Genomic DNA, 12967 nt, shown 5'->3' with positions numbered 1-12967 from the left:
GCCCCTTGCCCGATGTACACAACCGCGTTTCTCGACATCCCCCCGCTGCGGCGCGCCGCCGGCACCGTGCGCCTGCCAGGCTCGAAAAGCATCTCCAACCGGGTGCTGCTGCTGGCCGCGCTCAGCGCCGGCCGCACCGAGGTGCATGACCTGCTCGACTCCGATGACACCCGCGTCATGCTGCAGGCGCTGCAACAGCTGGGCTGCACGGTGCAGCGGTTGGGCCCCACGACGGTGGCGGTGCAAGGGCTGGGCGGCCAACTGGCGCAACGGCAGGCGCAACTTTTTTTGGGTAACGCCGGCACCGCCATGCGGCCGCTGACCGCTGCGCTGGCGGTGTTGGCCGCGCAGCACGGCGGCGTGTTCGAGCTCAGCGGTGTGCCGCGCATGCACGAGCGGCCCATCGGTGACCTGGTCGACGCGCTGCGACTGCTCGGCGCGGACGTGACGTACCTTGGGCAGGACGGCTACCCGCCGCTGCGCGTGCAGGGGCCGGCGGCGCTGCGGCTGCAGGCCCCCATCCGCGTGCGCGGCGACGTCTCCAGCCAGTTTTTGACCGCGCTGCTGTTGGCGCTGCCGCTGGCCGCGCAGCATCACCCGATCACGGTGGAGGTGGACGGCGAGCTGATCTCCAAGCCCTACGTGGACATCACGCTCAAGTTGTTGCAGCGCTTTGGCGTGGCGGTGCAGCGCGACGGCTGGCAGCGTTTCACGATCCCGGCCGGTGCGCGCTACCGCACGCCGGGCACCGTCCACGTCGAGGGTGACGCCTCCGCGGCCAGCTACTTCATCGCCGCCGGCGCGCTGGCCGCCAGCGACGCGGCGCTGACCATTGAAGGCGTGGGGTTGGCCTCAATCCAGGGCGACATCGCCTTTGCCGACGCCGCACGCGCGATGGGAGCGCACATCGACGGCGAGGCCAACCGCCTGCACGTGCGCCGCGGCGCCTGGCCGCTGCGCGCGCTGGACCTGGACTGCAACGCCATCCCGGACGCCGCCATGACGCTGGCGGTGATGGCGCTGTACGCCGACGGTCCCTGCACGCTGCGCAACATCGGCAGCTGGCGCGTCAAGGAAACCGACCGCATCGCCGCCATGGCCACTGAGCTGCGCAAGTTCGGCGCTGTGGTGGAAGAAGGCCCCGACTGGCTGCGCGTGCACCCGCTGGGGGCCGACGGCACGGGCTGGCGTGCCGCCAGCGTGTACACCTACGACGACCACCGCATGGCCATGTGCGCGTCGCTGGCCGCGTTCAACCCGGCGCGGCGGCCGGTGCGCATCCAGGACCCGCGCTGCGTGGCCAAGACGTTTCCGGACTACTTCGAGACCCTGTGGCAGGTGGTGCAGGCCGACCCGGCCGACATCCCGGTCATCTGCATCGACGGCCCCAGCGCCTGCGGCAAGGGCACGCTGGCCGCCGCCGTGGCGCAGCGGCTGGGCTACCACGTGCTGGACTCGGGCGCGCTGTACCGTTTGCTGGGTTTGGCCGCCCAGCGCGCGGGCGTGCCGACCGACGACGCGGCGCTGGCCGACGCGGCCGTGGCCGAGCGACTGGCGGCGCTGGCGGCGCAGCTGCCGGCTCGTTTTGCCGACGGCCGCATCTGGCTGGGCGACGACGACGTGACCGACGAAGTACGCTCGCAGGCCGCGGGTGCCGCGGCGTCGCGCGTATCGGCGCTGCCGGCGGTGCGTGCGGCGTTGCTGCAAGCCCAACGGGCCTGGCGGCGCCTGCCGGGCCTGGTGGCCGACGGGCGCGACATGGGCACCGTGGTGTTCCCCGATGCGCCGCTGAAGGTGTACCTGACCGCGGGCGTGGCCGAGCGCGCACGCCGGCGCTACGAGCAGTTGCGCGCGCGCGGCGAACATGCTAGCATAGACGATCTTTTGGCCGAGTTGCAAACACGCGACGCGCGTGACCGTGCGCGCAGCGTGGCGGCGCTCAAGCCGGCCGAAGATGCGCTGCTGCTGGACAACACGCACCAAAGCATCGAGCAATCGGTGCAAACGGTGCTGCAGTGGTGGCAACAACGGCGGCCGTTCGCCCCCGACCATGGGGCGGGCGACGCCGGTTCGTCGTAGGCCCCAACGGCGCCGCCACGGCCATTCACCACCGTGCACGCCGGCGGGTTCGTCAACCCAACCCCGTGCCCCGTGCCGGGACAACCCCCAACGCCGCGCGCCCTGCGGCCGCGGTTGCTACCCCAGGAACTTTCATGTCCGAATCCTTTGCCGCCCTGTTCGAAGAGTCGCTCAAGCGCGCCGACCTGCGCGTAGGCGAGGTCATCACCGCCGAGGTGGTGCGCATCGACCCCAACTTCGTCGTCGTCAACGCCGGCCTCAAGTCCGAGGCTTACATCCCGATCGAGGAGTTCAAAGACGACCAGGGCGAGCTCGAAGTGCGCGAGGGTGACTTCGTGGCCGTGGCCGTCGAGGCGGTCGAAAACGGCTACGGCGACACCATCCTGTCGCGCGAAAAGGCCAAGCGTCTGGCCGCGTGGGCGATGCTGGAAAAGGCGCTGGAGTCGGGCGAATTCGTCACCGGCACCACCACGTTCAAGGTTAAGGGTGGCCTCAAAGTCATGGTCAACGGCATCAGCGCGTTCCTGCCGGGCTCGCTGGTGGACACCCGCCCCGTCAAGGATCTGACGCCTTACGAGGGCAAGACCATGGAGTTCAAGGTCATCAAGCTGGACCGCAAGCGCAACAACGTCGTGCTCAGCCGCCGCGCCGTCATGGAAGCCAGCATGGGCGAAGAGCGCGCCAAGCTGCTCGAGACCCTCAAGGAAGGCGCCATCGTCACCGGCGTGGTCAAGAACATCACCGAATACGGTGCCTTCGTCGACCTGGGCGGCATCGACGGTCTGCTGCACATCACCGACATGGCGTGGCGCCGCGTGCGTCACCCGAGCGAGGTGGTGCAGGTGGGCCAGGAAGTCACCGCCAAGGTGCTGAAGTTCGACCCCGAGCGGCAACGTGTCAGCCTGGGCCTCAAGCAAATGGGCGACGACCCGTGGCTGGGCGTGGCACGCCGCTACCCGGCCGGCACGCGCCTGTTTGGCAAGGTTACCAACATCGCCGACTACGGCGCCTTCGTCGAGCTGGAGCCCGGCATCGAGGGCTTGGTGCACGTGTCCGAAATGGACTGGACCAACAAGAACGTGGCACCCAGCAAGGTCGTGTCGATCGGCGACGAGGTCGAAGTCATGGTGCTGGACATCGACGAAGACAAGCGCCGCATCAGCCTGGGCATGAAGCAGTGCAAGCCCAACCCGTGGCAAGAGTTCGCCGACACGCACCGCAAGGGCGACCGTGTCAAGGGCCCGATCAAGTCGATCACCGACTTTGGTATCTTCGTCGGCTTGGACAACGGCATCGACGGGCTGGTGCACCTGTCCGACCTGTCGTGGAACGAGCCCGGCGAAGTGGCCGTGCGCAACTACAAAAAGGGCCAGGAAGTCGAGGCCGTGGTGCTGGGCGTGGACGTCGAGCGCGAGCGCATCAGCCTGGGCATCAAGCAGCTCGACGCCGACCCGTTCACGACCTTCGTGTCGATCCATGACAAGGGCGCCACGGTCACCGGCACGGTCAAGAGCGTCGACGCCAAGGGTGCCGAAATCGACCTCGGCAACGACGTCGTGGGTTACCTGCGCGCCAGCGAGATTTCGCGCGACCGCGTGGAAGACGCCCGCAACGTGCTGAAGGTCGGTGACGAGGTCACCGCGGTGATCATCAACGTCGACCGCAAGAACCGCAGCATCCAGCTGTCGATCAAGGCCAAGGACGCCGCCGACCAGCAAGAAGCGATGGCCAGCCTGGCCAGCCACGCGGGCAACGCCGGCACCACCAACCTGGGTGCCCTGCTGCGTGCCAAGCTGGACAACAGCGGCAATTGACGCCGATCGCGCCATGCGTCGGCGCGCCGCCCCTGGGCGGCGCCGCCATGGCACAGCAACTTAGCACCCGCCGGTGGCCGCCGCAGGCCACGGCGGGTTTTTCGTTGGGCATAATCGCACCATGAACCGCAGCGATCTGTTCGACGCCCTGGCCGAGCACCATCCGCAACTCACGGCCGACGACGCCCAAGCCGCCGCCCGGACCATCCTGGAGGCCATGACCGAGGCGCTGGCGCGCGGCCAGCGCATCGAGCTGCGGGGCTTTGGCAGCTTTGCAGTCGTCGCGCGCAACGCGCGGCTGGCCCGCAACCCCCGCACCGGCCAAGCCGTTGCGGTGCCGCCGCGGCGCACGCTGCATTTCAAAGCGGGCAAGGCGCTGCGCGAGGCGGTGGACGCCGCAGCCCGTTCAGGCACCCCACGATGAAGCTGCTGGGCTGGCTGCTGCGTGCGGCGTTTTTTCTGCTGGTGTTTGCACTGGCGCTCAACAACCAGACGCCGGTGGTCGTGCACGGCCTGTTTGGCACGCGTTGGGAAGGGCCACTGGCGCTTGTGCTGTTGATCGTGTTGTTGCTCGGGGTGCTGCTGGGGGTGTTGGTGATGGTGCCGCTGTGGTGGCACGCTCGCCGTCAGGCACGCCTGTCATCCACCCCCACCTCGGCACCGCCGCCAGCCGCCGCCAGCCCGACACCTTCACCGGCCTCGCGGCCGCAGCCGGACCTGCCCGATGCCGTTTGATTGGTCCTGGTTGTTGTGGGCGCTGCCGGCGGCCTTTGCCCTGGGCTGGTTGGCGTCGCGGCTGGACCTGCGCCAGTGGCGCCTGGAAGGCCGCCGCGCCCCGCGCGCGTACTTCCGTGGCCTGCACCACCTGCTCAACGAGCAGCAGGACCAGGCCATCGACGCCTTTGTCGAGGCGGTGCGCAACGACCCCGACGCGGCCGAGCTGTACTTTGCCCTGGGGGGTTTGTTCCGCCGCCGTGGCGACTACGACCGTGCGGTGCGTGTGCACGAGCACCTGCTGGCGCGCGCCGACCTGCCGGCAGCGGATCGTCAGCGTGCCCAGCACGCGCTGGCGCATGACTTCCTCAAAGCCGGCTTGCTGGACCGCGCGGAGGCCGCGTTCACAGCCCTGCTGGGCACCCGCTACGACACCGACGCCCGGCTGGCGCTGCTGCACGTGTACGAGCGGGGCCGGGATTGGTCCCGCGCGGCCGAGATGGCCGAGACGCTGGAAGGCAGCGCGCACGGCAGCTTCCGGCTGCGCCGCGCCCACCACCTGTGCGAGCAGGCGATGCAACTGCAACGCCAGCAGCGCACCACCGAAGCGCTGGCGCTGCTGGAAGGGCTGGTGCAACGCACGCCCGAATCGGCGCGTGCCTGGGTGGCCTTGGCCGAGCTGCGGCAAACGCTGGGGCAAACCGAGGGTGCATTGCAGGCCCTGCAGGCGCTGGCGCAGCACGCGCCTGCACACCTGCCGTTGGTGGCGCACGCGCTGGCCCAGTGGTCGCGCGCGCTGGGCAAACCCCACGCCGCGCAGGCGCGCGCGCTGCTGCAGACGTGGGCCAGCCAGCACCCGCCCGCGCTGGACGTAACCCAGGCGCTGGCCACGCTGGACGACGACCCCGCGCACGGGCGCCGGCGCTACGTCGAGCACCTGCGGCACGAGCCTTCGCTGGTGGCGGCCAACCTGTGGCTGGCCGGTGTGGGCTTGGGTGACGACGAAGCCGAACCGCTGGTGCGGCGCGCGCTGGAGCGCGCCTGCGAACCGCTCAAGCGCTACCGCTGCGCGGCGTGCGGCTTCGAGGCGCGTCAGTATTTTTGGCACTGCCCCGGCTGCCAGGGCTGGGATACCTACCCGCCGCGGCGCGTCGAGGAGCTGTAGCGCGTCCCTGGGGGTGGTTCCTACCCTCAGCTGGCCGCCAGGTCCTGCAGGGACACCTCGTCGGCGATACGGTACAAGCGCCCCACCCGGTCCAGCGGCTGCAGCACACCACGCTTGACGAGTGCGCTGACTTCGCGGCTGACAGTCTCCAATTTCAAGTCCAGCATCGCGCCCATGTCCTCGCGCGAAAACAGCGTCACCACCGCGGGGTCGGAGGCGTGGCGCATCTTGAGCACGAAATTGGCCACCCGCTGGCGCGCGGTGCCGAAGTTGAGCTTGGCCAGCCAGTCGTCGGCTTCGCGCAGGGCCGCCTGCCATTTTTGCAGCAGGCGCATGTGCAGCCGTGGCGAATGCTGCGCCAGACGGTGGATCACCTCGGTGGGGATGCGGCACACCGCCACTTCGGTCAGCGCTACAGCCTCGCTGTCGTAGCGCGCGCCGGCCAGCGCCTCCAGACCCACGACGTCACCCGGTCGCTGCACGCGCAGCACGCGCTGGCGCCCGTCGGGGGTGCTGCGCACGAGCTTGACCATGCCCGTGCGCAGCGTGTACACGCTGTGCGCCAGCGCCGCTTCGCCATAGAGCGTCTGCCCGGCGCCAAACACCAAGTCGTCGATCGGCGCGTGGATGAGGTTGAAGTCCTGTTCGTTGAGGTCGGCAAACAGCACCATGTCGCGGATGCCGCACGCCTTGCAGTCCGCGGTGCCGCGCCAAGCGGATTCGACTTTGATCGGGATCATGCCTGCATTGTCGCCGTTGCCGCCCAAGCATGCTGGCGCCCGCTGGGCGATGCCCCCGCCGACATCAGCCAACAGGGCGCTTTCCCCGCCGCGAAAGCGCCCTGGGTTGGGCCGAGGTCCGTGGGACCTTGCGGGTTGCTCCCGCAGATCACGACACCCGCGGCGCCAGCTCGCCCTTTTCGTAGCGCTTGGCCATTTGCTCCAAGCTGTACACCTTGCCGATCTTGCTGGCCATCCCGGCGCTGCCAAAGGCCTCGTAGCGCGCCTTGCAAATGCCGCTCATGGCCTTGGTGGCCTCTTTGAGGAATTTGCGCGGATCGAAGTTCTTGCGGTCTTCGGCCAGGTGCTTGCGGATGGCCCCGGTGGCGGCCATGCGCAGGTCGGTGTCGATGTTGACCTTGCGCACCCCGTGCTTGATGCCTTCGACGATCTCCTCCACCGGCACGCCGTAGGTGGTGCCCATGTCGCCGCCGTAGCTGTTGATGATGGCCAGCCAGTCCTCGGGCACGCTGGAGCTGCCGTGCATGACCAGGTGCACGTTGGGGATACGGGCGTGGATTTCCTTGACGCGGTCGATACGCAGCACCTTGCCGGTAGGCTTCTGCGTGAACTTGTAGGCGCCGTGGCTGGTGCCGATGGCGATGGCCAGCGCGTCCACCTGGGTTTTTTGCACGAAATCGGCCGCCTCATCCGGGTCGGTCAGCAGCATCGAGTGGTCCAGCTCGCCTTCGGCGCCGTGACCGTCTTCCTCGCCGGCCTTGCCCGTCTCCAGGCTGCCCAGACACCCCAGTTCACCCTCGACCGAGACGCCGCAGGCGTGCGCAATGTCGGCCACCTGGCGCGTGACGCGCACGTTGTACTCGTAGCTGGCCGGCGTCTTGCCATCTTCCAGCAAGCTGCCGTCCATCATCACCGAGCTGAAGCCCGACTGGATCGAGCGCATGCACACGCCGGGCGAGGCCCCGTGGTCCTGGTGCATGCAGATCGGGATGTGGGGGTACATCTCGATGGCCGCCGCGATCAGGTGGCGCAAAAACGGCTCACCGGCGTACGAGCGCGCCCCCGCCGAGCCTTGCAGGATGACGGGGCTGTCGACCGCGTCAGCCGCCTGCATGATGGCGTGGATTTGCTCCATGTTGTTGACGTTGAACGCGGGCAGGCCGTAGCCATGCTCGGCGGCGTGATCCAGCAGTTGACGTAGGGTGATCAGTGCCATGGTGGTACTCCTCGGGTCTCGGTCGATGTCGTGATGGAAAGCGTGTTCGCCCCAGGCCGCATCAGCCACGCGCGCGCCGCGCCAGGATCTCGAACGCCGGCAGGGTCTTGCCCTCCAGCACTTCGAGAAAGGCGCCGCCGCCCGTCGAGATGTAGCCGACCTGGTCCTCGATGCCGTACTTGGCGATCGCCGCCAGCGTGTCGCCGCCGCCTGCGATCGAAAACGCCTTGGAGCGCGCGATCGCCTGCGCCAGCGTCTTGGTGCCGTTTTCGAACGCGGCAAACTCGAACACGCCCACCGGGCCGTTCCAGACGATGGTGCCCGCCGTCTCCAGCATCGCGGCCAGCGCCTGGGCCGTCTGCGGGCCGATGTCGAGGATCATGTCGTCAGGCCCGACGTCGGCCGCGGCCTTGACGGTGGCCGGGGCGTCGGGCTTGAACTCCGGCGCCACCACGACGTCGGTCGGGATCGGCACCTCGGCGCCGCGCGCGCGCATCGCTTCCATCACGGCCTTGGCTTCGCCGACCAGGTCGGGCTCGGCCAGGCTCTTGCCAATGGGCAAGCCGGCGGCCAGCATGAAGGTGTTGGCGATGCCACCGCCGACGATGAGGCGGTCCACCTTTTGCGCCAGCGACTGCAGGATGGTCAGCTTGGTCGACACCTTGGAGCCGGCGACGATGGCCACCAGCGGCCGCGCCGGCTGCTCCAGCGCGCGCCCGATGGCGTCGATTTCCGCCGCCAGCAGCGGGCCGGCACACGCCACCGGCGCATGCTCGGCGATGCCGTAGGTGCTGGCCTCGGCGCGGTGGGCGGTGCCAAACGCATCGTGCACGAAGATGTCGCACAGCGCGGCCATCTTGCGCGCCAGCTCCGGGTTGTTTTTCTTTTCGCCCGGGTTGAGGCGGCAGTTTTCCAACAGCACCACCTGGCCCGGCGCCACGCTGAAGCCGCCATCGACCCAGCGCTGGATCAGCGGCACCGGTTGCTGCAGCAGCTCGCTCAGGCGCGCCGCCACCGGTGCCAGCGTGTCCTCGGGCTTGGGTTGCCCCTCGGTCGGGCGGCCCAGGTGGCTGGTGACCATGACCGCCGCGCCGGCGTCCAGCGCCATGCGGATGGCGGGAATCGAGGCGCGGATGCGGGTGTCCTCGGTGATGCGTGCCACGCCGCCCTCGAACGCCAGCGGCACGTTGAGGTCGGCGCGGATAAACACGCGCTTGCCCTTGGCTTGGCCCTGGGCGCACAGATCGGCAAAACGGATGAAGTCCATGGTTCGGCTCGGCTCCACACAGGGCAGGGGCGGCGTGCGCCACGCCCTGCCCGGTTGCTCGGTGGGGGTTGTGCGTGCGTCAGTGTTACAGCAAGCGCCCCACCACGCGGGCCATCTCCAGGCACTTGTTGGAGTAGCCCCACTCGTTGTCGTACCAGGCCACCAGCTTGACGAAGGTGGGGTCGAGCTGGATGCCGGCTTCGGCGTCAAACACGCTGGTGCAGACCTCACCGCGGAAGTCGGTGGCCACCACCTTGTCTTCGGTGTAGCCCAGCACGCCAGCCAGCCCGCCCTCGGCCACCGGCTTGGCGGCCATCGCCTTCATCTCGGCACAGATGTCGGCGTACTGCGCAGGGTTGTCCAGCTCGCAGGTCAGGTCCACCACCGACACGTCGCTGGTCGGCACGCGGAACGCCATGCCGGTGAGCTTTTTGTTCAGGCTCGGGATGACCTTGCCGACCGCCTTGGCCGCGCCGGTGGAGCTGGGGATGATGTTTTCGAGGATGCCCCGACCGCCGCGCCAGTCTTTGTTGGAAGGGCCGTCCACCGTCTTTTGCGTCGCCGTGGCAGCGTGCACGGTGGTCATCAGGCCGCGCTTGATGCCCCACTTGTCGTGCACCACCTTGGCCAGCGGCGCCAGGCAGTTGGTGGTGCAGCTGGCGTTCGAGATGATGTCTTGGCCGGCGTAGCTGGTGTGGTTGACGCCGTAGACGAACATCGGGGTGTCGTCCTTGCTGGGCGCGCTCATGATGACACGCTTGGCACCGGCCTGCAGGTGCTTGCGCGCGCCCGCGTCGTCCAGGAAGATGCCGGTCGATTCGATGACGACGTCGGCGCCGACATCGCCCCAACGCAGGTTGGCCGGGTCACGCTCGGCGGTCAGGCGGATGCGGCGGCCGTTGACCACCAGCGTGTTGCCCTCCACCGCCACCTCGCCCTGGAAGCGGCCATGCACGCTGTCGTACTTGAGCATGTAGGCCAGGTAGTCGGGCTCCAGCAGGTCGTTGATGCCGACGATGTCGATGTCGCCCTGGAAGTTGCGCAGCGCGGCGCGGAACACCATGCGGCCGATGCGGCCAAAACCGTTGATACCGACGCGGAGGGTCATGGATGCAAACTCCTTGCAGATGGATGAAAAACCTCGAAATACAGCGTGCCGTTGCCGCCAACCCTTCAGGTGCAGCCCGCGCTGGCCGTGGCCGCGCGCAGGGCGGCCGGTCGCAGCGCGCCGAAATCCGGGATCACCCGGTCCGGCGCGCTGGCTTCGATCGGCTCGCCCATGTTGTAGCCGTAGGGAACGCACCACACCGCAACGCCGGCATGGCGGGCCGTGGCCACGTCGATCGACGAGTCCCCCACCAGCAACGCGCGGCTGCGGTCAACCCCATAGCGTAACAGGCTGTCGGCCACCGCCAGCGGGTTGGGCTTCTTGACCGGCAGCGTGTCGCCGCTGATGATGCGGTGAAACAGCGGTGCCATGCGGTGCGCGTCGAGCACGCGGGTGGTGTAGCGGGCTTCCTTGTTGGTGACCACGACCAGCTTGACGCCCTCGGCACGCAGCGCCTGCAACGCCTCGATGACGTGTGGATACGGATGGCTGCGGGTGCCGCAGCGCGCCTCGTAGTGGCGCTGGAACACGGCCTCGGCGGCGGTGAAATAGGTCGTGTCGGCACGCACGGCGTCGACCGTGCGGCCCAGGCGGGCCGCCAGCGCCTGCACCAGCAGCTCGCGCGTGCCGTGCCCGATCCAGCGCGTCACCTCGTCCAGCGACGCGCTGCCCAGCCCCAGCTCGGCCAGCGTGTCGTTGACCGCGTCGGCGATTTCGGGCGCGGTCTCGACCAGCGTGCCGTCCAGGTCGAACAGGATCAGGTCGAACGGCAAATTGGCGTGCGTCACGCTCACGCCAGCACCCCTCGCACGGCCTCGGCCACCTTGGCCGGCGTCAGGCCGAAAAACTCGTACAAGGCCGGCGCTGGGGCCGATTCGCCAAAGCGGTCGATGCCCACCACGCGCCCGCGGCGGCCCACGTACTTGGCCCACAGGTCGGGGTGGGCGGCTTCCACCGCCACCGCGGGCAGCCCGGGCGGCAGCACGCTGTCCTGGTAGGCGGCGTCCTGGCGGTCGAACACGCTGGTGCTGGGCATCGACACCACGCGCGTGGGCAGGCCTTCGGCGGCCAAAAGCGCCTGCGCCTTGAGCGCGATCGACACCTCCGACCCGGTGGCGATGATGACGGCGCGCGCCCCCTCCATGTCGCTCAGCACGTAGCCACCACGCGCGGCGCCGTCGGCGTGGGCACGCTGCGTGACCACCGGCAGGTTTTGGCGCGACAGGCACAGCGCCGTCGGCCCGTCACGACGTTGCACCGCGGCGGCCCACGCCACCAGGGTTTCCAGCGCATCGGCGGGGCGCCACACGTCCAGGTTCGGGATCAGGCGCAGGCTGGGCACGTGCTCGACGCTTTGGTGCGTCGGGCCATCCTCGCCCAGGCCAATCGAGTCGTGCGTGAAGACGTGGATGACGCGCTGGCGCATCAGCGCGGCCATGCGAATGGCGTTGCGGCTGTAGTCGGAAAACGTCAGGAACGTGCCGCCGTAGGGCAGGTAGCCGCCGTGCAGGGCGATGCCGTTCATGATGGCGGCCATGCCAAATTCGCGCACGCCGTAGCTGAGGTGGTTGCCCCAGCGGTCGCGGCCGGCGATCGTGCAGCCCTTGAAATTGGTCAGGTTGGAGCCGGTCAGGTCGGCGCTGCCGCCGAAGAACTCTGGGATCAGCGGCGCCAAGGCATCCAGCGCCAGCTGGCTGGCTTTGCGCGTGGCCACGGCGTCGGTGCGCGCGGCGGCCGCGTCGAGCAACGTGGGCAACCGCTCGGCCAGGTCGGCGCGCAGCTCACCACGCATGCGGCGCTGGAATTCGGCCGCCAGTTCGGGAAACTCGCGCGCGTAGGCGTCGAAGCGCTGCTGCCACGCGGCTTCGGCGGCCGCACCGTGGCCGCGCGCATCCCAGGCGGCGTAAACGTCGGCCGGCACCTCGAACGGGGGGTGCGGCCAGTCCAGCGCGGCGCGCGTGGCCGCCACCTCCGCCGCACCCAGGGCGGCGCCGTGCACGTCGTGCGTGCCCGCCTTGTTGGGCGAGCCTTGGCCGATGACGGTCTTGCAGCAAATCAGCGTCGGCTTGCCGTCCGGACGCATCGCCTGGGTACGCGCCAGCCGCAGCGCGGCGTCCACCGCGTCGGGGTCGTGACCGTCGACGTCGCGGATCACGTACCAGCCGTAGGCCTCGAAGCGCGCCGGCGTGTCGTCAGCGAACCAGCCTTCGACATGGCCGTCGATCGAGATACCGTTGTCATCGTACAGCGCGATGAGCTTGCTCAGCCGCAGCGTGCCCGCCAGCGAGCACACTTCGTGGCTGATGCCCTCCATCATGCAGCCGTCGCCCAGGAACACATAGGTGTAGTGATCCACAACGGTGTGGCCCGGGCGGTTGAACTCGGCCGCCAGCAGCTTTTCAGCCAGCGCCATGCCCACCGCGTTGGCGATGCCCTGCCCCAGCGGGCCGGTGGTGGTCTCCACGCCCGGCGTGATGCCCACCTCCGGGTGGCCCGGCGTTTTGCTGTGCAGTTGGCGGAAGTTTTTCAGCTCCTCGATCGGCAGGTCGTAGCCAGTGAGATGCAGCAGCGCGTAGATCAGCATCGAGCCGTGGCCGTTGGACAGCACGAAGCGGTCGTGGTCGGGCCAGGCGGGGTTGGCCGGGTTGTGCTTGAGGTGGCGGTTCCACAGCACTTCGGCGATTTCGGCCATGCCCATCGGGGCGCCGGGGTGGCCACTTTTGGCCTGCTCCACCGCATCGACGGCCAACATGCGAATGGCGTTGGCCATGCGGCGCGCCAGCGCGGGCGCGGGAGCGGGACGGACGTGGAGAGGTTCGTGGTGTTGCATGGTGTCGTTGGGGGACGTCGTCAAAGGCGTGATG

General features: G+C 69.0%; 11 protein-coding genes. 5 read left to right on the top strand and 6 right to left on the bottom strand.

Going from position 1 to position 12967, the window contains the following annotated elements; all coding sequences use genetic code 11:
• Positions 1–12: 12 nt before the first annotated feature.
• From Taqua_RS08400 to lapB, 5 genes are all read left to right on the top strand, one after another.
• Positions 13–2079, top strand: a complete 2067-nt coding sequence (locus Taqua_RS08400) for a bifunctional 3-phosphoshikimate 1-carboxyvinyltransferase/cytidylate kinase (protein ID WP_144326251.1) — start codon at positions 13–15, stop codon at positions 2077–2079.
• A 134-nt stretch (positions 2080–2213) separates the two neighbouring features.
• Complete coding sequence (gene rpsA, locus Taqua_RS08395; protein WP_144326250.1) at positions 2214–3893, top strand: 30S ribosomal protein S1; 1680 nt, start codon at positions 2214–2216, stop codon at positions 3891–3893.
• A gap of 121 nt (positions 3894–4014) precedes the next feature.
• Positions 4015–4317: an HU family DNA-binding protein gene (locus tag Taqua_RS08390; RefSeq protein WP_144326249.1), complete on the top strand. Its 303-nt coding sequence runs from the start codon at positions 4015–4017 to the stop codon at positions 4315–4317.
• Positions 4314–4628, top strand: coding sequence for a lipopolysaccharide assembly protein LapA domain-containing protein (locus tag Taqua_RS08385; protein WP_144326248.1), 315 nt, complete (start codon positions 4314–4316; stop codon positions 4626–4628). The genes Taqua_RS08390 and Taqua_RS08385 overlap by 4 nt, the downstream gene beginning before the upstream one ends.
• Positions 4618–5772 (top strand): lipopolysaccharide assembly protein LapB, encoded by a 1155-nt coding sequence (gene lapB / locus Taqua_RS08380; RefSeq protein WP_144326247.1) that lies wholly within the window; start codon positions 4618–4620, stop codon positions 5770–5772. The genes Taqua_RS08385 and lapB overlap by 11 nt, the downstream gene beginning before the upstream one ends.
• A gap of 26 nt (positions 5773–5798) precedes the next feature.
• Here the strand turns inward: lapB and Taqua_RS08375 are convergent, their stop codons facing one another.
• From Taqua_RS08375 to tkt, 6 genes are all read right to left on the bottom strand, one after another.
• Positions 5799–6512 (bottom strand): Crp/Fnr family transcriptional regulator, encoded by a 714-nt coding sequence (locus tag Taqua_RS08375; RefSeq protein WP_144326246.1) that lies wholly within the window; start codon positions 6510–6512, stop codon positions 5799–5801.
• Positions 6513–6660: 148 nt separating this feature from the next.
• A complete protein-coding gene (gene fba / locus Taqua_RS08370; protein ID WP_132963285.1) occupies positions 6661–7728 on the bottom strand; it encodes a class II fructose-bisphosphate aldolase in 1068 nt (355 codons plus the stop codon).
• 61 nt (positions 7729–7789) lie between these two features.
• Positions 7790–8995, bottom strand: coding sequence for a phosphoglycerate kinase (locus tag Taqua_RS08365; protein WP_144326245.1), 1206 nt, complete (start codon positions 8993–8995; stop codon positions 7790–7792).
• 85 nt (positions 8996–9080) lie between these two features.
• Positions 9081–10103, bottom strand: a complete 1023-nt coding sequence (gene gap / locus Taqua_RS08360) for a type I glyceraldehyde-3-phosphate dehydrogenase (protein ID WP_144326244.1) — start codon at positions 10101–10103, stop codon at positions 9081–9083.
• Between the two features lie 65 nt (positions 10104–10168).
• Positions 10169–10897 carry an HAD-IA family hydrolase gene (locus tag Taqua_RS08355; RefSeq protein ID WP_246094664.1) on the bottom strand — a complete coding sequence of 243 codons (729 nt, stop codon included), beginning with the start codon at positions 10895–10897 and terminating at the stop codon, positions 10169–10171.
• Positions 10894–12933: a transketolase gene (tkt, locus tag Taqua_RS08350; RefSeq protein WP_144326243.1), complete on the bottom strand. Its 2040-nt coding sequence runs from the start codon at positions 12931–12933 to the stop codon at positions 10894–10896. The genes Taqua_RS08355 and tkt overlap by 4 nt, the downstream gene beginning before the upstream one ends.
• Positions 12934–12967 lie beyond the last annotated feature (34 nt).

The organism is Tepidimonas aquatica (assembly GCF_007556585.1).
Lineage (GTDB): Bacteria > Pseudomonadota > Gammaproteobacteria > Burkholderiales > Burkholderiaceae_C > Tepidimonas > Tepidimonas aquatica.
The sequence above is the reverse complement of the archived record's forward strand: the minus strand, read 5'-3'. Positions and strand labels throughout refer to the sequence as shown.